Source organism: Sphingomicrobium marinum, from assembly GCF_026157105.1.
Classification (GTDB): domain Bacteria; phylum Pseudomonadota; class Alphaproteobacteria; order Sphingomonadales; family Sphingomonadaceae; genus Sphingomicrobium; species Sphingomicrobium marinum.
The window spans coordinates 1633119-1653988 of record NZ_JANPVQ010000001.1 but is presented as its reverse complement, the minus strand read 5'-3'; the positions used below and the strand labels follow the sequence as shown (position 1 = coordinate 1653988).

At 63.1% G+C, this 20870-nt stretch carries 24 protein-coding genes; 12 read left to right on the top strand and 12 right to left on the bottom strand.

What is annotated here, in order from left to right:
* Nucleotide 1: 1 nt before the first annotated feature.
* The gene (locus tag NUX07_RS08410) at nucleotides 2–1210 is read right to left on the bottom strand and encodes a toxic anion resistance protein (protein WP_265530126.1); all 1209 of its coding nucleotides are present in this window, start codon (nucleotides 1208–1210) and stop codon (nucleotides 2–4) included.
* Between the two features lie 211 nt (nucleotides 1211–1421).
* Here NUX07_RS08410 and NUX07_RS08405 point away from each other — a divergent pair, with 211 nt between their 5' ends.
* Genes NUX07_RS08405 through NUX07_RS08395 form a run of 3 tightly spaced genes read left to right on the top strand, consistent with a single transcriptional unit; the run spans nucleotide 1422 to nucleotide 3576 of the window.
* Entirely contained in the window at nucleotides 1422–2714 is a 1293-nt protein-coding gene (locus NUX07_RS08405; protein ID WP_265530125.1) for a pilus assembly protein TadG-related protein, read from the top strand.
* Between the two features lie 11 nt (nucleotides 2715–2725).
* Nucleotides 2726–3181, top strand: a complete 456-nt coding sequence (locus NUX07_RS08400) for a TadE/TadG family type IV pilus assembly protein (protein ID WP_265530124.1) — start codon at nucleotides 2726–2728, stop codon at nucleotides 3179–3181.
* An 8-nt stretch (nucleotides 3182–3189) separates the two neighbouring features.
* On the top strand, nucleotides 3190–3576 hold the full coding sequence (locus NUX07_RS08395; protein WP_265530123.1) for a TadE/TadG family type IV pilus assembly protein: 387 nt from the start codon (nucleotides 3190–3192) through the stop codon (nucleotides 3574–3576).
* On the opposite strand, the gene NUX07_RS08390 is transcribed toward NUX07_RS08395, so the two are convergent.
* Complete coding sequence (locus tag NUX07_RS08390) at nucleotides 3573–4343, bottom strand: enoyl-CoA hydratase-related protein (protein WP_265530122.1); 771 nt, start codon at nucleotides 4341–4343, stop codon at nucleotides 3573–3575. The two genes, NUX07_RS08395 and NUX07_RS08390, sit on opposite strands and share 4 nt — an antisense overlap.
* 84 nt (nucleotides 4344–4427) lie before the next feature.
* Here NUX07_RS08390 and fsa point away from each other — a divergent pair, with 84 nt between their 5' ends.
* From fsa to NUX07_RS08375, 3 genes are all read left to right on the top strand, one after another.
* Entirely contained in the window at nucleotides 4428–5081 is a 654-nt protein-coding gene (fsa, locus tag NUX07_RS08385; RefSeq protein WP_265530121.1) for a fructose-6-phosphate aldolase, read from the top strand.
* A gap of 89 nt (nucleotides 5082–5170) precedes the next feature.
* Entirely contained in the window at nucleotides 5171–5740 is a 570-nt protein-coding gene (locus tag NUX07_RS08380) for a DUF484 family protein (protein ID WP_265530120.1), read from the top strand.
* Complete coding sequence (locus NUX07_RS08375; RefSeq protein ID WP_265530119.1) at nucleotides 5719–6648, top strand: tyrosine-type recombinase/integrase; 930 nt, start codon at nucleotides 5719–5721, stop codon at nucleotides 6646–6648. The genes NUX07_RS08380 and NUX07_RS08375 overlap by 22 nt, the downstream gene beginning before the upstream one ends.
* 217 nt (nucleotides 6649–6865) lie before the next feature.
* Here NUX07_RS08375 and NUX07_RS08370 read toward each other — a convergent pair whose 3' ends face one another.
* From NUX07_RS08370 to rsmI, 4 genes are read right to left on the bottom strand one after another with little or no spacing between them, the layout of a single operon-like run.
* On the bottom strand, nucleotides 6866–7492 hold the full coding sequence (locus tag NUX07_RS08370) for a DedA family protein (protein WP_265530118.1): 627 nt from the start codon (nucleotides 7490–7492) through the stop codon (nucleotides 6866–6868).
* Nucleotides 7489–8430, bottom strand: a complete 942-nt coding sequence (gene gshB, locus NUX07_RS08365; protein ID WP_265530117.1) for a glutathione synthase — start codon at nucleotides 8428–8430, stop codon at nucleotides 7489–7491. Before gshB ends, NUX07_RS08370 begins: the two co-directional genes overlap by 4 nt.
* 33 nt (nucleotides 8431–8463) lie before the next feature.
* Nucleotides 8464–8805: a YraN family protein gene (locus NUX07_RS08360; protein ID WP_322597203.1), complete on the bottom strand. Its 342-nt coding sequence runs from the start codon at nucleotides 8803–8805 to the stop codon at nucleotides 8464–8466.
* Nucleotides 8806–8810: 5 nt separating this feature from the next.
* On the bottom strand, nucleotides 8811–9647 hold the full coding sequence (gene rsmI, locus NUX07_RS08355) for a 16S rRNA (cytidine(1402)-2'-O)-methyltransferase (RefSeq protein ID WP_265530116.1): 837 nt from the start codon (nucleotides 9645–9647) through the stop codon (nucleotides 8811–8813).
* 20 nt (nucleotides 9648–9667) lie between these two features.
* On the opposite strand from rsmI, the gene NUX07_RS08350 reads away from it, so the two are divergent.
* Entirely contained in the window at nucleotides 9668–10819 is a 1152-nt protein-coding gene (locus tag NUX07_RS08350; protein WP_265530115.1) for a penicillin-binding protein activator, read from the top strand.
* Here the strand turns inward: NUX07_RS08350 and hemW are convergent.
* Nucleotides 10816–11976: a radical SAM family heme chaperone HemW gene (gene hemW / locus NUX07_RS08345; RefSeq protein ID WP_265530114.1), complete on the bottom strand. Its 1161-nt coding sequence runs from the start codon at nucleotides 11974–11976 to the stop codon at nucleotides 10816–10818. The genes NUX07_RS08350 and hemW overlap by 4 nt on opposite strands.
* Between hemW and NUX07_RS08340 the strand changes: the two genes are divergently transcribed.
* Nucleotides 11975–12541: a CAP domain-containing protein gene (locus tag NUX07_RS08340; RefSeq protein ID WP_265530113.1), complete on the top strand. Its 567-nt coding sequence runs from the start codon at nucleotides 11975–11977 to the stop codon at nucleotides 12539–12541. The two genes, hemW and NUX07_RS08340, sit on opposite strands and share 2 nt — an antisense overlap.
* Here NUX07_RS08340 and rdgB read toward each other — a convergent pair.
* On the bottom strand, nucleotides 12538–13137 hold the full coding sequence (rdgB, locus tag NUX07_RS08335) for an RdgB/HAM1 family non-canonical purine NTP pyrophosphatase (RefSeq protein ID WP_265530112.1): 600 nt from the start codon (nucleotides 13135–13137) through the stop codon (nucleotides 12538–12540). The genes NUX07_RS08340 and rdgB overlap by 4 nt on opposite strands.
* The gene (gene rph, locus NUX07_RS08330) at nucleotides 13134–13850 is read right to left on the bottom strand and encodes a ribonuclease PH (RefSeq protein ID WP_265530111.1); all 717 of its coding nucleotides are present in this window, start codon (nucleotides 13848–13850) and stop codon (nucleotides 13134–13136) included. Before rph ends, rdgB begins: the two co-directional genes overlap by 4 nt.
* Nucleotides 13851–13919: 69 nt before the next feature.
* Between rph and NUX07_RS08325 the strand changes: the two genes are divergently transcribed.
* Genes NUX07_RS08325 through NUX07_RS08310 form a run of 4 tightly spaced genes read left to right on the top strand, consistent with a single transcriptional unit; the run spans nucleotide 13920 to nucleotide 16417 of the window.
* Nucleotides 13920–14393 carry a DUF6438 domain-containing protein gene (locus tag NUX07_RS08325; RefSeq protein WP_265530110.1) on the top strand — a complete coding sequence of 158 codons (474 nt, stop codon included), beginning with the start codon at nucleotides 13920–13922 and terminating at the stop codon, nucleotides 14391–14393.
* 19 nt (nucleotides 14394–14412) lie between these two features.
* Nucleotides 14413–15444: a heat-inducible transcriptional repressor HrcA gene (gene hrcA / locus NUX07_RS08320; RefSeq protein ID WP_265530109.1), complete on the top strand. Its 1032-nt coding sequence runs from the start codon at nucleotides 14413–14415 to the stop codon at nucleotides 15442–15444.
* Nucleotides 15444–15989, top strand: a complete 546-nt coding sequence (gene grpE, locus NUX07_RS08315) for a nucleotide exchange factor GrpE (RefSeq protein ID WP_265530108.1) — start codon at nucleotides 15444–15446, stop codon at nucleotides 15987–15989. The genes hrcA and grpE overlap by 1 nt, the downstream gene beginning before the upstream one ends.
* 20 nt (nucleotides 15990–16009) lie before the next feature.
* The gene (locus NUX07_RS08310; RefSeq protein ID WP_265530107.1) at nucleotides 16010–16417 is read left to right on the top strand and encodes a hypothetical protein; all 408 of its coding nucleotides are present in this window, start codon (nucleotides 16010–16012) and stop codon (nucleotides 16415–16417) included.
* Here the strand turns inward: NUX07_RS08310 and NUX07_RS08305 are convergent.
* The 3 genes from NUX07_RS08305 to NUX07_RS08295 form a co-directional block, all read right to left on the bottom strand.
* Nucleotides 16414–17664, bottom strand: a complete 1251-nt coding sequence (locus NUX07_RS08305; RefSeq protein WP_265530106.1) for an FAD-dependent oxidoreductase — start codon at nucleotides 17662–17664, stop codon at nucleotides 16414–16416. The two genes, NUX07_RS08310 and NUX07_RS08305, sit on opposite strands and share 4 nt — an antisense overlap.
* Before the next feature lie 17 nt (nucleotides 17665–17681).
* Entirely contained in the window at nucleotides 17682–20261 is a 2580-nt protein-coding gene (locus NUX07_RS08300; protein WP_265530105.1) for a TonB-dependent receptor, read from the bottom strand.
* A 129-nt stretch (nucleotides 20262–20390) separates the two neighbouring features.
* The gene (locus NUX07_RS08295; protein ID WP_265530104.1) at nucleotides 20391–20837 is read right to left on the bottom strand and encodes a vgr related protein; all 447 of its coding nucleotides are present in this window, start codon (nucleotides 20835–20837) and stop codon (nucleotides 20391–20393) included.
* Between the last annotated feature and the right edge of the window lie 33 nt (nucleotides 20838–20870).

Here is a 20870-nt window from a genome sequence, read left to right as displayed (position 1 = left end):
ACTATTCGAGCGTTTCGAAGGGCGACTTCTGATTTTCCAGCTTGCCCTGCTCGACGCCCTCGGCGCGGGCGATATAGCCCTTCGACTTGCCGACTTCGCTTTCGAGCACGTTGACCGTCTGCTTCATATTGTCGAGCGCCTGGAGCTTGAACGTGTCGATCTGGTCCATCGTATCGTAGATGTTCTGGAAGGCGCGCTGCAGCGTCTCGATCGGGATGGTCGAGCTGGCAGCCTGCTCGTGGATCGTCGCCGACTGGCTTTTCAGCAGGTTGCCCGTGCTGTCGATCATGCCGGCTGTAGTCGTGTTGAGCGCGCCGATCTGTTCGAGCACCAACTTCTGGTTGGACATGGCCTGCGCCACGGTGACCGCGGTGCGTAGCGCCGATACGGTGGTAGTCGACGCGCGGTCGACGCCTTTGACCAGTTCGACATTGTTCTTCTTGACGAGATCGAGCGCGAGATAGCCCTGCACGGTGACCGCCATCTGCGTGAGAAGGTCCTGCGTGCGCTGGCGCGTGTAGAACAGTGCGCTTTCGCGGATCGCCTTGGCCTTGGCGGGGTCGGTCGCGTCCAGCTCGTTGGCCTTGTCCTCGAGCTCGGTGTCGAGCTTCTTGGAGATGTGGATCATCTGCTCGAGCTTGTGCATCGTCTTCCACAGGCCCGCACGTTCGGTATCGATCGCGGCATTGTCCATCAGCAGTTCGTCCTTGCCGTTGCCGAGACGGGCGAGGATCGCGCTGATGTGGCTTTGGGCCGAACGATACTTGTCGAAATAGTGATTGATGCGCTTGCCGAAGGGGATGATGCCGAGCAGCTTGCGCCCCGTCAGGTGCTTCGAGTTTTCCGACGGATCGAGCGCTTCGACGGTCCGGCGCAGCTCGGTGAGGTCGGCGCCGATGCCGGTGTCGCTGTCGATTGCTTTCACCGGGCGGTCGAGGAAGCGCGAGGAGGCACCTGCCGCTTCGGCGATTTCCTTGCGGCCCATTGCGGTGAGCTGGTCGACCTTCTTCCCGAATTCGGGGCTGTTGGCGTCGAGTGCGGCGAGTTCGCTGACGAAGCTTGAGACCTTGCTTTCAAGCTCGGTCTTTTCTTCTTCCTTGAGGGGAACGAGGCCCGCGGCCTGATCCGCCGCGATGGGCTGCAGTGCGCCGGGCGGATCCAGCTTGATCTTGGTCGCCGTTTCGGTCTGCGTCTGTGTCTCTTCGGCCATCTTGCCCCTTTCGCTAATCGCCTTTGCCCAAGAGTGGCTTGATGACGCCTCGGACGCAAGCGCAAAACTGTATTATGTAGATAAGACGGCTTCACGATCGCTTCAAGAGCGGGCGTGGTTAATTTGCCGACAACCATCCCCGCACACGCTTCGCACACCCTGTTTGGATATTTCCCCATGCAACAAGGGCCAAAGTCCCAGGGAGTTTTGCATGATCAAGGCGATGAAAGCATTGATGAACGATAGGCGCGGCAACGTGCTGGTGATGGTCGGATTCTCGATGCCGTTGCTGGTGGGTTTTGCCGGCCTTGCGACCGATACGGTTCAGTGGTCGCTGTGGAAGCGCCAGTTGCAGCGCGCGGCAGACAGCGCGGCGATTGCAGCTGTCTATGCAAAGCAGGACAGCATGAGCGCCGAAAGCGCGGTCACGCGCGACCTCGCTCATACGCAGAACACGGGCTTCACCCTGCTGGGCGCACCGCAGATTACGCATCCGACGGTGTCGGGGTACAATTATACGACGCGCGTGCAGCTTCAGCTTCAGCGCGAATTGTCCTTTTCGTCGTTCTTCATGACGAGCGCCCCCGTGATTACCGCGGCCGCAACGGCGGCAGCAACACCGGGCGGCGACTATTGCGTCATCAGCCTCGAGCCCAATGCCACGCAGGGCATTTACGCAACGGGTAACTCCAACCTGCAGCTTGGCTGCGGCATGATTACCAACGCGACCGACCTAAACGGTGCCGCATTCGCGACGGGCTCGGCCGTGGTGAACGCGTCGCCGATCGCGGCGGTCGGCGGGATTAACACGACCTCGACCAACTGGGCTTCGGGCACCGAATTCCAGCCCTACACCTCGCCGATGGAAGATCCGTTCGCAGGGGTGCAAGCCAACCCGCCCAGCACCTGCAACGGCGGCGCGATGACGGTCAACAGCAACCAGACCCGCGTGCAGTCGTATGACAGCAGCAATCCCGCAAACAACTGTTTCACCAGCATTCGCGTCCGCGGCACGCTGACGCTTGCGCCAGGGACCTACTATGTCAGCGGCGGCGATTTTGATCTGGGCAGCCAGGCGGAAGTTTATGCGAATAATGGCGTGACGATCGTCATGACCAATGTCAGCACGTCGCCCACCGCGACCATCGGCAGTGTCGAGATGAATGGTGGTTCGCAGTTGCAAATCCAGGCGCCTGACACGGGCGATTTTGCCGGCATTGCGATTTACCAGGACCGCCGTGCGAGCGATACGAATAACAGTGGGGCTGCCAACAGTCCGAACAAGATCAACGGCGGCAACACCAGCTTCTATCGGGGAGCGCTTTATTTCCCGAGCCAGCAGGTGACCTACAATGGCAACTCGAGTGCCAATGTCGCCTGCATGCAACTCGTCACGCGCCGCGTCTATTTCTCGGGTGCTGCAAACATCACAAACACCTGCCCGCCGGGCAGTGCATCGGGCAGCTTCAGCGCGCCTGACGGCCAAGTCCGCCTGATTGCCTAGGAGCCTGGAACATGCGTTTAAAAGACATCCTTAGCAACCAGCAGGGCACCTCGGTCGTCGAACTGGCGATCGTTGCGCCCGTGTTGGCGGGCCTGCTTGTCGGCATGGTCGACATCTCCAATGCCTATTCGACCAAGCTGAATGCCGAGCAGGCTGCGCAGTCGGCGATCGAAAAGGTATTCCAGAAATCGGCGGACACGACCGTGACCAATACGCTGGTCACCGAAGCCGCGCGGCTGGCGGACGTCGATCAGTCAAACGTCACCACCGACGAATGGGTGGAGTGCGACGGCACGCGCCAGGACAATTACAATGACAGCTGCACCTCGGGCGAGGACGAGGCGCGCTATCTGAGCGTCTCGGTCACGGCGACGTACACACCGATGTTCCCGACGACGTTCGGCAGCAACGTCAATGACAATGGCGATTATCAATTTGTCGGCGTCGCCGCCATCCGGACGAGTTAGGAACTATCATGCGCAAGCTATTCAAAGAAAACGAAGAGGGCGCTGCGGTCGTCGAGTTTGCGCTCGCGCTGCCGATCCTGATTTCGTTCATTTTCGGGATCTTCCAGCTAGCGCTGGTATTCTGGGCCAATGCCGGTGCGCAGCACGCCATGGGTGAAGCGGCGCGCTATGCGACGCTTTATCCGACGCCGTCGACGAGCCAGATCGAGGATTTCGTCGCGGACAGCCAGTTCGGGACACATAACGGCACGATGCAAACGCCAACGGTGACGCAGAACACGACCGACGAATATTTCGATATCGATATCATCTACACGCAGCCGACCGACTTCATTTTCTTTGAAGGGCCGACCGTCGATATCCGCAAGTCGAAGCGCGTCTATTACGCCAATTAGGCTTTCGCTCGCGCTGCAAAGAAATCGGTAATTGCCTGCTTGAGCTCATCGCTGGTGAGCCGCTCGGCGAAATGACCATTTTCCAGATCCATGCGCGCAAGCACGGCCTCGCGGTCGCTCTTGCGTAGCAGCTTCTGCGTCAGCCTGACCGACTGCACCGGCTTGGCGAGCAGTTTGCCGACGATCTTTTCGAACATTGCATCCAGCTGGCCGCCCGGTGCAACGTGGCTGGCAAGCCCGATCGCCTCTGCCTCGTGCGCATCGAAGCTATCGCTCAACAGCAGGTAGCGCGCGGCTTTGCGGCGGCCCGAAAGCGCGGGCATGATCATCGAACTGGCGGCTTCAGGGACCAGGCCCAGTTCGGTGAAGGGCATTTTGAAGCGGCAGCCTTCTTCGGCGATGACCAGGTCGCAGTGGAACAGCATTGTGGTACCGATCCCGATTGCGTTGCCCTGCACGGCCGCAATGACCGGCACCTCGTTGTTCGCCATCGCGCGCAGGAAGCGCCACACGGGGATGTCGGTGTCTTCGCCCGGCTGCGGCATCGCTTGCATGAAGTCCATCAAGTCGTTGCCGGCGGTAAAATCCACGCCTTCGCCGCGAATGGTGATCAGGCGGACCTTGTCGTCCTTGCCGGCGTCCTCGACGGCGGCGGCCATTGCCTCGTACATCGCCACGGTAATCGCGTTGCGTGCCTCCGGTCGGGCCATGGTGATCTGCACGACCGTGCCGTCATGGGCACGGTCCACCTGGATATGATCGGTCATGCGAAAAGGCCTCCTTACGAATCGCGTTGAACCTCGCTATCGCTTGGCACACATAAGCGCCAGCCTGACGAGGGAGCCCAAGCCATGAAGTTCTTTGCCGACACCGCCGATATCGATGACATCAAGGAACTGGCGGATACCGGCTTGCTTGACGGGGTGACGACCAATCCCTCGCTGATCAAGAAGTCGGGTCGCGACTTCATTGAGGTCACCAAGGAAATCTGCGCGATCACCGATGGCCCGGTGTCGGCTGAAGTCGTGTCGACCGATCACGAAGGCATGATGCGCGAGGCAGAAGTGCTGCGCAAAATTGCTGACAATGTCGCGATCAAGGTGCCGCTCACGATCGACGGGCTCAAGACCTGCAAGGCGCTGACCAGCGATGGCACGATGGTGAACGTGACGCTCTGTTTCTCGGCCAACCAGGCGCTGCTTGCGGCGAAAGCCGGCGCCAGCTTCATATCGCCGTTTGTCGGGCGCCATGACGATGTCGGCTATCCGGGTATCGAGCTGATCGGCGACATTCGCCTGATCTACGACAATTATGACTTCCCTACCGAGATCCTTGTCGCGTCGGTTCGCAATCCGATCCATATCCACGATTCGGCGAAACTGGGCGCCGACGTGATGACGGCGCCGCCTTCGGTCATCAAGGCGATGTTCAATCATCCGCTGACTGACAAGGGGCTCGCTGCCTTCATCAAGGACTGGGAAGATACGGGTCAGAAAATCGGCTGATTTGCGTGCATTCGGTGACGTCATGTCCCATTTCGGGCTGACGTCACCGCTAGAACTTTCTTAGGCATTTGCGCCTAAGAATTAGCCCCATGAGCGGGGTGATTTCCTTTGAAGAACGCGCGGTGGCGACGCTGCGCGACAGGCTTGGCGAGGCGGAGACCGCACGTCGCAAGCTGATCGCTTTTGCCGACGGGCACTGCAATGCCACGGCGGCGATCCATGATGCCGTCACCAACCTCATCATGTGCCGCGATATCGAAGAAGTGGCCGAGGTCGTGACGCGCGATTGGCCGCTATTGCTGCGCGTCGATGCGGTGGCGATGGCGCTGATCGTGGACGGGCAGGCCTTTCGCTTCGACATCAGCGGCATCCATCCGCTCGAAAAGGCCTGGGTCGAAAAGGCAGGCGCGCGCGCCAACCCGGTCGAGATCACGGGCGGCACCAATGGTTCGCCGCTATTCGGCGCGATCAGCCGGGCGCTGCAAAGTCAGGCGATCATCCGCATACCGCAAATGTCGCCTGGCATGCCCGAGGGCATCCTGCTGCTTGGCCAGACCGACGCGACGCCGGTATCGAGCAGCGAGGGCGACCAGTTGCTGGCCTTTCTTGGCCGCTCGCTCAGCGCTATGCTCGCGCGATGGGTGGGCGCGACGAAATAGGCCACGAGGCCACCGCACTGGCGGTTCGCTGGGGCGATTATCTTGCCCATGACAGGCGCCGCAGCGCGCATACGGTGCGTGCCTACCTCGCCACCGCGCACCGCTTCATTGCCTTTCTGGCCGAGCATCTTGGCGAGATGATCGGATCATCGCAGCTGCGGTCGCTAAAGGCGGTCGACCTGCGCGCCTACCTGGCGCAGCGGCGCGCGGGGGGGCTGGGCGCAAGTTCCGCAGCGCGCGAGATGTCGGCGGTGCGTGCCTTCCTGACCTTTGCCGCAGAGCAGGCGGGGCAGACACCGCAAATTCCGCGCACGCGCGCGCCCAAGCGACCCCGTACCCTACCGCGCCCGGTCTCTCCCGATGAGGCGGTGTCGTTGGCTGAAGAAGCCGAGGCGGGGGCCAGCGACGGCTGGATCGGCAAGCGCGATCTGGCGATCCTGCTGCTGCTTTACGGTGGCGGACTGCGCATCTCCGAGGCGACTGGTCTGAAGGCAGGCGTGCTTCCGCTCGGCGCATCCATCCGGGTCGTCGGCAAGGGCGGTAAAACGCGCGTGGTGCCGATCGTGCCCGCGATCAGCGAAGCGGTGGCTGCCTATGCCGCGGCATGTCCCTATGCGATGGGAACGCAGGACCCGCTGTTCCGCGGCGCTAGGGGAGGGCCGCTGTCGCCCGATATGGTCCGCCGGGCGGTGCGCGCTGCGCGCCAGCGTCTAGGGCTTCCCGACAGCCTGACGCCGCATGCGCTGCGCCATAGCTTTGCCACGCATTTGCTGGCGGGCGGGGCAGACCTTCGCTCGCTGCAGGAGCTGCTTGGCCATGCCAGCCTGTCGTCGACGCAAATCTATACCGAAGTCGATGCGGCGCGGCTGCTCGATGTCTGGAAAAACGCGCACCCGCGCGCCGATTGAGCGGGGCTTAGGTCCCGACCCCGCCAGTGGGGGTGAAATTGGGGCCGGGACCATGCCACTAAAGGCGCCGGCGATTGACTTGGGAGCCGACGGTCGGTGCGGGCGAGCTCGGCATGCCACCCATGTGCACCGACGAGACTGTCGATGCGCACGGGTTGGTTAATGAAAGCATAAATAACCGAAACGGTTATAGACTAAGAGCAGCAACCCGCAGAAATCAGTCGTCACTCTGTCCGTTTCGGTTCCTTTTCTTGATCCCGATGGTAATCAGGCGCCACACGTAGGCAAGCGCCAAGACAACGATAATCGCGGTCGAGATCGGCCCCAGATAGTCATCGATCTGCTCGAATTCCTCGCCGAGTTTGAACCCCGCATAGGCCAGCATTGCAGTCCACCCCGCCGTTCCGATCGTGGAAGCGATCAGGAAGGTCTGGAGCCGCATCTTGAGAAAGCCTGCCGGGATGGAGACGAGGCTGCGTACCGTCGGCAGCATGCGACCGAGGAAGACGAAGAACACGCCATTATTGTCGAACCAGCGCTGCGCGCGCTGCACCTCGTACCAGTCCATCGTGAACCAGTGGCCGAAGCGGTCGATCAGCGGCTTGAAGCGCTCGATACCCAGCGCGCGGGCCAGCAAGTACCAGAAGGTATTGCCAAGCATCGCGCCCGTCGTACCGGCAGCGATCACCCAGCCCAGCGCCAGCTGGCCCTGGCCGGCCTCGATGCCGGCAATCGACATGATGACCTCGCTCGGGATCGGCGGAAATACCGTCTCGAGAAACATGAGAAACGCGATGCCGAGATAGCCTGACTGTTCGATCAGGTCGACGACCCAATCGGTCATGCCAGCTTCGCCTCGATCACGTCCCAGATCATGCCGGGCGTGTTGGTGCCGTTGAATTCGTCCATGACAACGATGCCGGTGGGCGAGGTGACATTGATCTCGGTGAGGTAGCCACCGATCACGTCGATCCCAGTGAATAGCAGGCCGCGCTGTTTGAGTTCGGGTCGCAGCGCCGCGCAGATTTCTTCTTCGCGTTCTGTCAGGCCGACCTTGTGCGCGGTGCCGCCGGCCACGAGATTGGAGCGGAATTCGCCCTCGCCCGGAATGCGATTGATCGCGCCTGCGACTTCGCCGTCGACGAGGATGATGCGCTTGTCGCCGGCACTGACATCGGGAAGGAACGCCTGCGCGATGAAGGGTTCGTCCATCGCTTCGGTGAACATTTCGGCGAGCGCAGCAAGGTTGCGACCCTCGGGACCGACCCGGAAGACGCCTTCACCGCCCTTGCCGTGGAGCGGCTTGAGGACAATGTCGCCGTGCCGGGCGTGGAATTCGCGCAGGCTCGCGAGATCGCGCGTGATCATCGTGGGCGGCATGAAGCGCGCGAAATCGAGAACGAACAATTTTTCGGGGGCATCGCGGACCGATTTGGGGTCGTTCACCACCAGCGTCTGACCTTCGAGCCGTTCGAGCAGGTAGGTCGCGGTGATGTACCCGACGTCGAACGGCGGATCCTGCCGCAGCCAGACCACGTCGACGTCGCTGGCAAGATCGAGCGCGGTCTCATCGAGCACGGTGAAATGGTTGCTGCCATCGCGCTGCACCTTCACCTGCCGCGCGGTCGAAGCAAAGAGATCGCCGCCGTCGTAGGTCAGCGCCTCGACCTGATATTCATAAATGTCGTACCCGCGCGCCTGCGCTTCCAGCATCAGCGCGAACGAACTGTCGCCCTTCACATTGATGCTTTCGAGCGGGTCCATCTGGAATGCGATTTTCATGGAAAAAGCGCCTAGGCGAAGCAACCTGCTTTGTCACCCATGCCAGATATTGGTGAGATGTCTGGGCCACTTGCCGGGTGCCATCAGGATGGCGTCGATGCGGATGTCTTCGCCCGCTGGAGCGAAGCGCGGCGCGAGCTGGTGCGCAGCGCTGACCACGCGGTCGAGGCGGTGCCCGGACATCGCCTCGGCGGCCTGCTCTATCGTGGGACGGCGTTTGACTTCGACGAAGGCGACGGTCTTGCCGCGCTTGGCGACGATGTCGATTTCGCCCGCCGATCCGCGGGCGCGCATGGCAAGGATGTGATAGCCCTTGAGGCGGAGCAGCCATGCGGCGCGGCGCTCGGCCGTGCGTCCTGCGGCTTCGGCGACGATGCGGCTCAGCTTTTGGCCCTTTCCAGCGCGCGGGCGTAGGCACGCTTGCGCGGGATGTTGAGATCACCGGCCACCTTTGCAGCGGCGCGGCTGGGAGACAGGTCCTGCAAGGCAAGGTCGATCGCCGCGTCGAGATCGTCGTCGGACGCCGCCTCCGGCGATGGCGGGGGCCCGATCACGATCACGATCTCGCCCTTGGGCCCGCCGTCAGCGTAGCGCTCGGCCAGCTCGGCGAGCGTGCCCGTCACCGTCTCCTCGTGCAGCTTCGTAATCTCGCGGCTGACCGCGCCGTCGCGGCCCGGCAGCAGTTCGGCAAGATCGGCAAGGCACGCGCCGAGACGCGGGCCGCTTTCGTACAAGACGAGGCTGGTCCTGACAGCGGCGAGTTCCGCGATGGCATCGCGCCGGGCCTTCTGCTTGGACGGAAGAAAGCCGGCGAAAAGAAACCGGTCGGTTGGCAAACCCGACAGCGTCAGCGCGGCGATCGCGGCGCTGGGGCCGGGTAGCGTGTAGACTTCGTATCCCGCAGCGCGGGCCGCGCGCACCAACTTGTACCCGGGATCGGAGATAAGCGGGGTGCCCGCATCGCTGACGAGCGCAACGACCTTGTCCCCGAGCATCCCCAATATTGATTCGCGATCGCCGTCGCTCGAATGATCATCGTAGCGGCGCAGCGGGGTATGCGCGCCGATATGGTGCATCAGCTTGGCGGTGACCCGTTTGTCCTCACACAACACCATGTCGGCGTTAATCAGCAGGTCGGCGGCGCGCGGCGTCATATCGGAAAGATTGCCGATTGGGGTCGCGACGATATAGAGACCGGGTGAGGGGGACGTTGTCATGTTCAAGAAGGGTGATCCCATTGGCCGCTGAATTCAAGCAATCGCGTCGCAAATTTCTCATCGGCGGCATCGCGCTGGCTGCACTGGCGGGTTGCCAGACCGGCCCGCGCACGACCGAGCCGCCGCCCACCACCCAGGCACCGACGCCGACCCCGACCGGTCCGGTCGTCGAAACCGATCGTCTGCGCGTCGCGGTGCTGGCGCCGCTTACCGGCGACAATGCTGCCGTGGGCAACTCGATCGCCAACGCGGCCAAGATGGCGCTGCTCGATACCAACAACAGCAGCATTCGCCTTTCAATCTACGACACGGCGGCTAGCGGCGGGGCGAACAAGGCGGTCAACGACGCGCTGGCCGCGGGCAACGGGCTTATCCTTGGCCCGCTCCTTTCGGAAAACGTGCGGCAGGTGGCCCCGGCGGCGCGCAATCGCGGCGTGCCGGTGCTGGCCTTTTCCAACGACGAAGAGGTCGCGGGCGACGGGGTCTACATCATGGGTTTTACGCCAACCCAGTCGATCGAATCGTCGGTGCGCTATGCACGGGCCCGCGGTGCCCGCGATTTCGCGGCGCTGGTGCCGAGCGGCGACTATGGCCAGCGCGCGGCGCAGGCGTTCCTGCGCACCGTTAACGACGTCAACGGCAATGCCCGTGCGATCGAGACGTTCGACCGCAGCCGCGCAGGCATCGATGCCGCGGTGTCGCGCGTGATCGCACGCCAGGCGGTCGATGCATTGCTGATTGCCGATTCGGGCCGCGTCGCAAGTTATATCGCGCCAAAGATCCAGACCGGCGTGTCGCTGATGGGAACCGAATTGTGGGCAGCCGAGGACGATCTGGGCCAAACCAGCGCGCTGAGGGGCGCGATCTATTCAGCAGTGCCTTCCGCGCGGTTCGAATCGCTCGAGCGGCGCTACCGCTCGCGCTACGGTTCGTCGCCCTTCAGGCTGGCAAGCCTGGGCTATGACGGCATGCTGCTGGCGATCCGCGCGTCGCAGTCCTGGCGGCCGGGCGATCGATTCCCGAGCAGCCTGCTACGCGATCGCGGCGGGTTCGAGGGCGTGGACGGTATTTTCCGCTTCAATCGCGACGGTATCGCCGAGCGCGCGCTCGAAGTCAGGCGCGTGACGCCCGGCGGGCACGAAGTCGTCCAGAACGCAGCGAGCGAATTCTAGGCAGCGATCTCGACGAGGATCGCGTCGAGCAGCAAGCGACCTCGACCAGTCAGGCGCAGGCGCGTGCCTTGCTGGTCGAGCAGTCGCTGGCCGATGAGGCGCCGAACGCGGTCGTGATCGACGATCTGGCCGAAGCGCTTCTCCAGCGCGGCGACGTCGATCCCTTCGGCAAGGCGTAGCCCCATGACGAGCGCTTCGTTGGCGGCCTCCTCGCGCGTCAGCGCAGCTTCCTCGACCAGACCGTGCGCATTGCGCTCGACGGCCTTCAGGAAATTTTCGGGCTTGCGGTGGCGCATCGTGCGCTGTCCCAGGCGGCGTCCATGCGCGCCGGGGCCGATCCCGGCATATTCCTGGTAGCGCCAGTAGATGAGATTGTGCCGACTTTCCGCGCCGGGGCGCGCATGGTTCGAGATCTCGTAGGCGGGAAGACCAGCGGTCTCGGTCATCTCCTGCGTGATTTCGAACAGGCGCGCCGCCATGTCCTCATCAAGCGGTGTGAAATCGCCCTTGCGCACCATTGTCTCGAACCGCGTGCCGGGTTCGATCGTCAGCTGGTAGAGCGACAGATGTTCGGTGCCGAGCGACAGCGCGCGGCCAAGCGTTGTCATCCACGCCTCCTCGTCATCGCCGGGCAGCGCCGTAATCAGGTCGAAGCTGACACGGTCGACAACGCTTTGTGCGGCCGACAGCGCCGCCAATCCCTCGTCGCCGCTGTGCGCGCGGCCCAGGAAGGCGAGACTGGCATCGTCAAAGCGTTGGAGGCCAAGGCTGATGCGGTTGACGCCGGCCTTGGCCAAATCCGCGAAACGCGCTGCCTCCGCGCTGTTGGGATTGGCTTCCATGGTGACCTCCAAGTCGCCCGAGGATGACCAATGCGAAGTTGCCGCGTCGATCACGGCGGCCACGGTCTCTGGCGGCATCAGCGACGGAGTGCCGCCGCCGAAGAAGATGCTGGTGAGTTCGCGGCCAGGAAGCAGCGATGCCTCATGCGCCAGGTCCTGAAGCAGCGCCGAACGCCACGCCTCCTGGTCCACAGTATCGCGGACATGGCTGTTGAAGTCGCAATAGGGGCATTTCGACACGCAGAACGGCCAATGCACGTAAAGCGCCAGCGTTTGCGCTTCGTTCATGCCTTCGGGTTTAAGGACTGATGCCATGATTGCTCGCGTCCTTAGTCTGTTCGTGCTGGTCCCGCTACTCTCGCAGTGCGCGGCCGTTCCACCGCCGTCGTCCGGCTATCCCCCCTCGCATCGCGAGCGAGTGTCCGGAGGCGAGGTCCAGCGCGGCGATTTCAGGCAGGTGATGCTGTCGGCGCATAACGATGCCCGTTCGCGCTATGGTTCTGCGCCCCTGGTATGGGACCGGGATCTCGAGGCCTCCGCGCACGCCTATGCGCGCGAGATGGCGCGCACCGGCGTCTTTCGACACGATCCCAGCCGCGAGCGTCGGCGGGTGCAGGGCGAGAATATCTGGATGGGAACGCGCGGTGCCTTTTCCTATCAAGCCATGATCGGCAGCATGATCGACGAACGGCGCTATTTCCGGCGCGGCGTCTTTCCCGACAACAGCACGACCGGGCGCTGGCAGGATGTCGGCCACTATACGCAGATCATCTGGCCGCAGACGACGCGTGTCGGCTGCGCAATCGCCAGCAATAGTGGGCACGATTATCTCGTCTGCCGCTATTCGCCGCCGGGCAATATCGACGGACGCGCGCTCTAGCCTTCGAGCCAGGCGGTCAGCTTGGCAAACGCATCGGCGCGGTGGCTGATCGCATGCTTCTTGGCGGGATCCATTTCGCCGAAGGTGATGTCGTGGCCGTGGGGCACGAAGATCGGGTCGTAGCCGAACCCCTTGTCGCCGCGCGGCGGGAATTCCAGATGGCCGAGCACCTTGCCCTCGAAGCTTTCGACGCGGCCATCGGGCCAGGCGAGGGTCAGCACGCACACGAAATGGGCATCGCGGGCGTCATCGGGGCCGAGCGCGTCCTCGACCTTTTTCATCGCGCGATAAAAATCGCGGTTGCCGTCGGCGTCTTCGGCCCAGCGGGCGGAGCGGATGCCGGGGTCGCCATTGAGCGCATCGACCGAAAGGCCGCTGTCATCGGCGAGCGCGGGCAGACCGCTAAGATCGGCTGCCTGCCGCGCCTTTAATTCGGCATTGGCGACGAAGGTCGTGCCGGTTTCCTCGGGATCGGGCAGGTCGAGTTCGGCCGCGCCCAGGCATTCGATACCGAACGGGGCGAGCAGTTCGCGAATTTCCCGCAATTTGCCCGCATTGTGCGTCGCGATGACAAGCTTGTCGCCAATCTGTTTCATCGACCGGTGGCCTTTAATTGGGCGGCGAAAATCTCGTCGCACCCGATCTTGGCAAGCCGCATGAGGCGCAACAGGTTTTCTTCGGTGAAGCGTTCGCCTTCGGCGGAAATCTGCGCCTCGACGATCTTGCCGTCGCCCGTCAGCACGAAGTTGCCGTCGCTGTCGGCCGCGCTGTCTTCGTCATAGTCGAGATCGAGCACCGGGGTGCCATTGTAGACCCCGCAGCTGATGGCAGCGACCTGCGTTTCGATCGGATCGGTTTCGAGTTCGCCGCTTTCAATGAGCTTGTCGACCGCCATGCGCATCGCGACCCACGCGCCGGTGATCGAGGCGGTGCGGGTGCCGCCATCGGCCTGGATGACATCGCAATCGAGGGTGATCTGGCGTTCGCCGAGCGCCTTGAGATCGACCACCGCGCGCAGCGATCGACCGATGAGGCGCTGAATTTCCTGCGTACGACCAGATTGCTTGCCGCGCGCGGCTTCGCGATTGCCCCGCGTGTGGGTGGCTCGGGGCAGCATACCATATTCGCCCGTGACCCATCCCTTGCCCTTGCCGCGCAACCAGGGCGGCAGGTTTGTTTCCACGCTGGCGGTGACGAGCACGCGGGTCGCACCGGTCGAAACGAGGACCGATCCTTCGGCGTGTTTGGTAAAGCCGGGTTCGAACGACAATTCGCGCATTTGATCGGGCGCGCGACCGGATGGACGCATGAATCTTCTCCTGAATTTCTTGTCTCAGGCCCTAGCCGCGCTAGGGTGGAAGGGAAAGGGAGGCGTTTCATGAAAAAGTCGATATTGGCGGGGGTGCTGGTGCTCGGAGGATGCGTGACCCCGGAATCGGCCGCACCTCCCATCGAAGTTATCGAATATCGCACCTCGGCCTGCTTCGGCGCCTGCCCGGTCTATCATGTCGCGGTGTCGTCCGACGGCGTAGTGGCGTGGGAAGGCATCCAGCACGTCGCGACCAAGGGGCGCCGCCAATTCGTCATCCAGCCGCGCGAGTGGGATGCGTTCAAGGCCGCGCTGGCGCCCTATCGCCCCACCGGCACGCAAGTCTACGGATCGACCCCCGAAACCTGTAGCGGCCCGATCGCGACCGATGCGCCGGGCGTGGAAATCCGCTGGCGCGACGATGATCGCGACGATTACCTGAACGCCTATTTCGGCTGCGACCTCGATGCAAACCGCTCCCTCTACCAGGCGCTGGCCGATGCGCCCGATCGCCTGCCGCTCGGCCTTTATATCGGTCGATAAGTCCCTACATCGCTGCGCGATGAGCGAACCGATTCTTGATCTGACCGACCGGATGCGCAGCATTTTCGCGCAGGTCGTCGACGCGTACCTGGAAGAAGGGGCGCCGGTCGGTTCGAAGGTAATTTCCAGCAAGGTCGACCTGTCGCCTGCATCGATCCGCAGCGTAATGGCGCAGCTGGAAGAGCGCGGACTGCTGACCCATCCGCATACCAGTGCCGGGCGCGTCCCGACCGAGATGGGTCTCAGGCTGTTCGTCGATGGCATCATGCAGAGCTCGGCGCCGCATCGGCGTACGCGCGAGAAGATCGAGGCGGAAATCTCCGAAGGCAGCATCGACGATGCGCTGCGCAGCGTCACCGCTGCGCTGTCCGGTCTGTCGTCCTGCGCCGGCGTCGTCACCGCGCCGACGGCGGAATTCCGCCTCAAGCAACTCGCGTTCGTGCCGCTCGAGCCTGGAAGGGCGCTGGCGGTGCTGGTCGGCAGCGAAGGGTCGGTCGAAAACCGCGTCATCGACGTACCGGTCGGCATCAGTCCGATCGCGCTGACCGAGATCGGCAATTATGTCACCGCCAAACTGGCCGGGCTGACGCTTGCCGAAGCGCAGGCGCAGCTGAAGCGCGACATTCGCGATCGTCGCGAAGCGCTGGACAAGGCCGCGGCCGAACTTGTGGCGGCAGGCCTTGCCGACTGGCGCACCGACGGTGACAATCGCCCGATCCTGATCGTGCGCGGGCAGGCCAACCTGATCGACGATAGCGCGGCGGAGGATCTCGACCGCGTCCGCCACCTCCTCGAAGAGCTCGAAGAACGCCAGGAAATCGTTCGCCTGCTCGAAGGCGCGCGCGAGGGTGAAGGGGTCCGCATCTTTATCGGCAGCGAAAACCGCATGTTTGCGTTGTCGGGTTCGAGCGTCATCGCGAAGCCCTATCGGGGCGCCGATGGCGAAGTCGTGGGCGTGATCGGCGTGATCGGGCCCACCCGTTTAAACTATGCGCGGGTCGTTCCCATGGTGGACTTCACCGCAGAAGCGCTTACGAGACGATTGTCATGATGAACGAAGACAAAGATTTGCACGAAGAAGCCGAAGAGATTCGCGAAGAGACGGCCGAAGAGTCGCCCGAACTGAAAGAGCATGATCGGGTCGCCGAACTGGAAGGCCAATTGGAAGAAGCGCAGCAAAAGGCGCTTTATGCTGCCGCCGAAGTGCAGAACGTGCGCCGCCGGCTCGAGCAGGAAAAGGCCGACGCAACCAAGTTCGCGGTGTCTGGCTTTGCCAGGGACATCCTGTCGGTGAAGGATAATCTGGAACGCGCGCTCGACCACGTGCCCGATGAGGCACGCGACGGACGCGCAGCCAAGTTCATCGAAGGCATTGAAGCCACGCTGCGCGAGCTTGAGGCGGTGATGGGCCGCAATGGCATTGTGCGGGTGGAGTCGGTTGGGCTTGAACTCGATCCCAACGTCCATCAGGCGATGATTGAAATCCCGACCGAGGATGCAAAGCCCGGCACCATCGTCGAGGAGATGCAGGCCGGCTACCTGCTGCGCGAACGCTTGCTGCGCCCGGCCATGGTCGGGGTGGCGAAAAAGCCCTGAAGGAAGCGCTATCTGCGTCTTTGGAGCGTGTTGCGGCGATTCTGGCTGACGCGCAGGATCACTGGTGGATAATCGGGTCGGCCGCAGTGTGGCTGCATGGCAGCGATCCCGGGGGCATTGCTGATATCGACGTGTTGCTCAGCGAGGCCGATGCCGAGCGCGTGCTCGAGCCGCGCGGCATCCTTCCCGTGATGAAGGACCCGCACCCGCTCTTCCATTCGCGCTGGTTCGCGCATTGGGACGGCACGCCCGTTCCCGTGGAGTTCATGGCGGGTTTTGCAGTGATGGAAGAAGGGCAGTGGACGCCCATCGCCCCGCAGACACGCGAAGCGAAGGGCGGCCTGTTCGTACCCTCGCGCAGTGAATTGAAGGCCATGTTGCATCGCTTCGGGCGCGGCAAGGACCTGCAACGCGCCGCCGCGCTCTAGATAACGCTGCGTGCCTGCGTGGTTCCCTTGGTGGCGAGCGTGAAGCGCGGCTCGCCAAGATCTTCGCCAAGCGCGACGCGGGCCGCCAACCGCCCGACCTCCGGCCCCATCTTGAAGCCATGGCCCGATCCGGCGCCCACCATCGTGACATTGGTGTAGCCCGGGTGGCGATCGATCAGATAGTCGCCGTTGGAGCTATTTTCATATTGGCAGACCCGCGTTTCCAGCAGCGGTGCACCGCGTAGCTTGGGAAAGCGTCGATCGCGGTAGGCAATGATTTCCGCCAGTCCTTCTTTGGTCACCTGCCGGGGGTTGGTGTCTGGATCGACCTCGGGCCCGTGATTGTCGAAGCAGATCTTGGCGCCGCGTGCTTCGAGGTCGGGGAAGCCGTAGTGCAGGCCGCCAGCATCGAAATCGGCCCATCCGGGCATTTTCGCCGGACTGAAATCGTCGCTTCCGGCGGGCGGCGCGAAAAAGAAGACTTCCTGGCGCGACGTGACGATCTTGCGATCGAGGATGTCGGGGAAACCCTGCGGCATCCACGGTCCCAGCGCATAGACCATGATGTCGCCCTCGATTTGGCTGCCATCGTCCAGCCTGACCGCGCCAAGTGGCGAGGGGCCACGCGGCATTGTCAGCGGGCTCGCCTTGCCCCTGCGATAGTCGAGCCCGCCAAGCACCATTTGCGCGACCAGCGTCTGCACCGACCGCCGCGCCATGATCGCCCCGAATTCGGGCTCGAACAGACCCACCGCTACGCCGTCATAATCGATCATCGGATAGCGCGCGGCCATCTGTTCGGGGGTAAGTTCTTCAGTCGGCAGCCCGAGGCGGTGGTGAACCTCGAGCGACTGGCGGAAATAGTCGATTTCCTCGTGGAAGAAGAAAAGCACTCCATGCGCGTGGAAAAGCGGCAGTTCGGCGCTGACACTCAGCGCCTTCCAGTCGCTCAGGCTGGCGAGCGCCATACGCGTATAGATTTCGTCGGGCCCATAAGCGCCGCGGGTCATCCGACTTTCGCCGGCACTGGAAGCGCGCGCATTAGCGGGACCATTCGCATCCATCAGCGTCACGTGCAGCCCCGCGTCCATCAGTGCCTTGGCGGTCCAAACGCCGAACACGCCCGCGCCCACCACAACGGCGCGCCCGGCGCTGCCGCGGCTGTGCGCACGCAAAACGGCCGGAGCGAGTGCCCCGGCCGTCATGCCGCCAATCAGCTGGCGGCGGTTGAGAGGAAAGTTGGCCATCCCTCCCGCTGGTCCGCTTAGCCGCGCTCGGGCTCGACCGCAGGTGGCGGCGGAGGCGGTGGCGGCGGGGGCGGAGGACACGCCTCGGTCGCCAGGATCACCGCACCATCGGGGCAGGTCTGCGTTGCCGGCGCGGGTTCGGGCGGCGGCGGCGGCGGGGGCGGCGGCGGAGGCGGCGGCATCACCGCACGACGCTCGCTGAAGCGCTTGCGCAGCGTCAGCCCGATCGTGCGCGGGTTGCCGACACGGTAGCCGAGACGGGCGCGCCCGCCACGCTCGCGGTCGAACGACAGCAGCGCATTCTCGTCGAAGATGTTCTTCGCGTAGACCACGACATCGAGCCCATCGAGGAACTCGATACCCGCCGACAGGTCGACCAAGTTGTAGCTCGGAAGTTCGAGGTCCACCACGGTCGCTTCGGTGCCGTCCTGTCCGTTGAAGGGCAGGCCATGCGCAAAGGTCCGCGGGTTGTTTTCCTGATCGGCCGGCTGCGTATAGCGCGATCCGACGTGCTGGAAACTTGCCGTCATGAAAACGTCGGCGTTGCGCGACAGCGCGGTAGTGTAACCCGCCGTGGCTGCCATCTGGAATTCAGGCACCGTGGGCAGTCGATTGCCTTCGCGGATACCCGTCGCGACGGCCAGCGCGCCCGGCAGCGAGCTGTCGAATTCCGCCTGCACGTACGAGCCTGCGAAACTCAGATCGAGGCCCTCTGCCAGTTCAACGGCGAACTCGGCCTCGACACCCGTCGTATGCGCATCTTCGACGTTGAAGACGATACGGCTCGAACAGGTTCCGGCATCGAGCGTGACCTGAAGGTCGCTGATTTCGGTGTGGAAGGCCGCTGCGTTGAACGTCACGGCACCGGTCGAATACTTCACCCCCGCTTCGTAGTTCCACAAGGTTTCATCTTCATAGGCACCGGCGAACGGACCGAATATGGCCTCGTCCTCGGTCGAACAGAGCGCGACGTTGAGCGGATCGTTGACCCCGCCGAGGCGGAAGCCCTTCGATGCCTGGACGTTGAAGCGAAGGTCGTTGCTGGCTTCATAGGAAAGGATGAAGCGCGGCGTGAAGCCGTCCGACTGGGTGGTGTCAAACAGGTTATCGCCCGGGGCAAAGAGGCCGCCGTTGACGAACGAACGCTCTTCTTCGAAGTCGTAATAACGCCCGCCGATGGTCGCGATCAGGCGGCCGAATTCGTAGCTGACTTCGCCGAACACGGCCTTCTGCTTGATGTCGTACGGGATGTCCGCGGCGTAGGGGCTGTCGACCGGCGCGATACCATTGCGCACCGCGTCAGACGTACCCGCACCCAGAACGGCGTCGGTCACGGCGTCGTAGCCCGGCGTGGGCAGGCGCTGCGCGTAGACGCGATCGGTTTCGGAATAGAAGCCGCCGATCAACCATTGGAAGGGACCCGGTCCGATCGAACCGAGGCGCACTTCCTGCGTCCACTGTTCAAGTTCGGTGGTGTCGCGCAGGTTGGACGGCGTGCGCACCGCGCTGTCGGGATAGCCGAGATCGACGGAGACCGAGCCGGTTAGCGCCGAGGCATCGCGCGACACGAGGATCGAGCGATCGGTATAACTGGTGATGCTGGTCAGTTCGATATCGCCGAACGCGACGCTCGCCGTGAGGTCGGCGAGGAGGAACTCATCCTCGAACGCTTCTTGCAGGCGCAGGTACTGCGTGCGTTCGTCATAGATGACGGACGGCAACGTGAATTCGTTGGCGTAGAGGTTGTAGAATTCCTGCCTGTTAAATCCGTCGGTCTGGATTTCCTGGTAGACGACGCGCGGGGTGATCCGAACCGAATCCGACGGCTCCCACAGCAGCGACAGGCGGCCACCGACGCGGCTGCCATCATTGATGTTGTTTTCGGTCACCGGCCCGATGGCGTCGATGAAGCCGGGGTAAAGCTGGTAGTAGCCGACCGCGCGCGCGGCCAGCGTATCGCCCAGCGGGATGTTGAGTGCGCCCTTGAGATGGCCGCCTTCGCCGCCGTCATGGACGGTGTTCACATTGGCTTCGATGATGCCTTCGGTTACGCCGATGCGCGGCTGGTTGGTGATGTAACGCAGCGTGCCGCCGACGCTACCCGATCCGAACAGCGTGCCTTGCGGACCGCGCAGCGTCTCGACGCGGTTGAGGTCGAACAGGTCGATATCGGGCGTGAACAGCGACAGCGAGATCACCGATTCATCGAGATAGATGCCGACCTGTTCCTTGACGCCCGGTTGGTCGCGGACGATCTGGCCGGCGGAAACACCGCGCACCGATACCTGGCTCTGACCCGGCCCGAGGTTCTGGATGGTGAGACCGGCAACGCTGCGCGACAGGTCTTCGACCGTCGTGGCATTCTGCTTTTCGATATCCTCGGTCGTCTTGGCGTCGATCGAGAAGGGGACGTCCTGCAACGTGCTGGCACGCTTGGTCGCGGTGACGATGATTTCGTCGGGCGCATCATCGTCCGGCTGGTTCGCGGCCTGCGCTTCGGCTTCCTCGGTGGACTGCGCGAAAGCAGGCTGCGCAGCGACGAGCATAATGGCCGTTCCACTGAGGAAAGCGGCGGTCGTCTTGCGTATAGTTTTCATGAGATCTCCCCTATTTTCACGAGATTGGGAAGATTCATGAGTCAAAATGCGGCGCGATCAAAGCCAATTCTGACCCCGCGCAGACGTTAGATTCCCGACAGTGGCAATTTGGCTACACCGTCGCGGCAGCTAGAACGGCAGAAGGTCGGGCGGGGGTGCAATGATGCCGTGCCGCCCACGGCGCGCCATGAAATGGTGGCGCACGATCTCCGCCTGCTGCTCGATCCCGTAAAGACGAAACGGCTTGTTATCGCGCAATTCAAAGCCGTAGCGGCAAAAGGGATGACGCATGAGGAGGAGGTACCACCAACCGCCCTTATGCGTCTGCCAGACATGGGTCATTTCGTGAATGAACAGGCCCTGGTGCGCGATCGGCTCCTTTGAGAAGTCATCGGACCAAGCGCGGCTTTCGGGATGGAAGTGTATATGCCCCGTGGGAGCCATCACCACGCCGCGCGGCTGGAAAGGAAACCACTTCTTTCGCTTGAGCCGGACCCGCCGATAATCGATCGAATCCTTGAAAATCGTCCGCGAAAGCTCGATCTCACCGGCAGTAAGGGGGCGCTCGCGCGTCATATTCCCTTCCTAGAGAGAGGATATGGCTTCGTC

Bases quoted from the DNA above. Each gene is read 5' to 3' on its own strand.
- NUX07_RS08410 (WP_265530126.1), bottom strand. From the start codon at position 1,210: ATGGCCGAAGAGACACAGACGCAGACCGAAACGGCGACCAAGATCAAG.
- NUX07_RS08405 (WP_265530125.1), top strand. From the start codon at position 1,422: ATGATCAAGGCGATGAAAGCATTGATGAACGATAGGCGCGGCAACGTG.
- NUX07_RS08400 (WP_265530124.1), top strand. From the start codon at position 2,726: ATGCGTTTAAAAGACATCCTTAGCAACCAGCAGGGCACCTCGGTCGTC.
- NUX07_RS08395 (WP_265530123.1), top strand. From the start codon at position 3,190: ATGCGCAAGCTATTCAAAGAAAACGAAGAGGGCGCTGCGGTCGTCGAG.
- NUX07_RS08390 (WP_265530122.1), bottom strand. From the start codon at position 4,343: ATGACCGATCATATCCAGGTGGACCGTGCCCATGACGGCACGGTCGTG.
- fsa (WP_265530121.1), top strand. From the start codon at position 4,428: ATGAAGTTCTTTGCCGACACCGCCGATATCGATGACATCAAGGAACTG.
- NUX07_RS08380 (WP_265530120.1), top strand. From the start codon at position 5,171: ATGAGCGGGGTGATTTCCTTTGAAGAACGCGCGGTGGCGACGCTGCGC.
- NUX07_RS08375 (WP_265530119.1), top strand. From the start codon at position 5,719: ATGGGTGGGCGCGACGAAATAGGCCACGAGGCCACCGCACTGGCGGTT.
- NUX07_RS08370 (WP_265530118.1), bottom strand. From the start codon at position 7,492: ATGACCGATTGGGTCGTCGACCTGATCGAACAGTCAGGCTATCTCGGC.
- gshB (WP_265530117.1), bottom strand. From the start codon at position 8,430: ATGAAAATCGCATTCCAGATGGACCCGCTCGAAAGCATCAATGTGAAG.
- rsmI (WP_265530116.1), bottom strand. From the start codon at position 9,647: ATGACAACGTCCCCCTCACCCGGTCTCTATATCGTCGCGACCCCAATC.
- NUX07_RS08340 (WP_265530113.1), top strand. From the start codon at position 11,975: ATGATTGCTCGCGTCCTTAGTCTGTTCGTGCTGGTCCCGCTACTCTCG.
- hemW (WP_265530114.1), bottom strand. From the start codon at position 11,976: ATGGCATCAGTCCTTAAACCCGAAGGCATGAACGAAGCGCAAACGCTG.
- rdgB (WP_265530112.1), bottom strand. From the start codon at position 13,137: ATGAAACAGATTGGCGACAAGCTTGTCATCGCGACGCACAATGCGGGC.
- rph (WP_265530111.1), bottom strand. From the start codon at position 13,850: ATGCGTCCATCCGGTCGCGCGCCCGATCAAATGCGCGAATTGTCGTTC.
- NUX07_RS08325 (WP_265530110.1), top strand. From the start codon at position 13,920: ATGAAAAAGTCGATATTGGCGGGGGTGCTGGTGCTCGGAGGATGCGTG.
- hrcA (WP_265530109.1), top strand. From the start codon at position 14,413: ATGAGCGAACCGATTCTTGATCTGACCGACCGGATGCGCAGCATTTTC.
- grpE (WP_265530108.1), top strand. From the start codon at position 15,444: ATGAACGAAGACAAAGATTTGCACGAAGAAGCCGAAGAGATTCGCGAA.
- NUX07_RS08305 (WP_265530106.1), bottom strand. From the start codon at position 17,664: ATGGCCAACTTTCCTCTCAACCGCCGCCAGCTGATTGGCGGCATGACG.
- NUX07_RS08300 (WP_265530105.1), bottom strand. From the start codon at position 20,261: ATGAAAACTATACGCAAGACGACCGCCGCTTTCCTCAGTGGAACGGCC.
- NUX07_RS08295 (WP_265530104.1), bottom strand. From the start codon at position 20,837: ATGACGCGCGAGCGCCCCCTTACTGCCGGTGAGATCGAGCTTTCGCGG.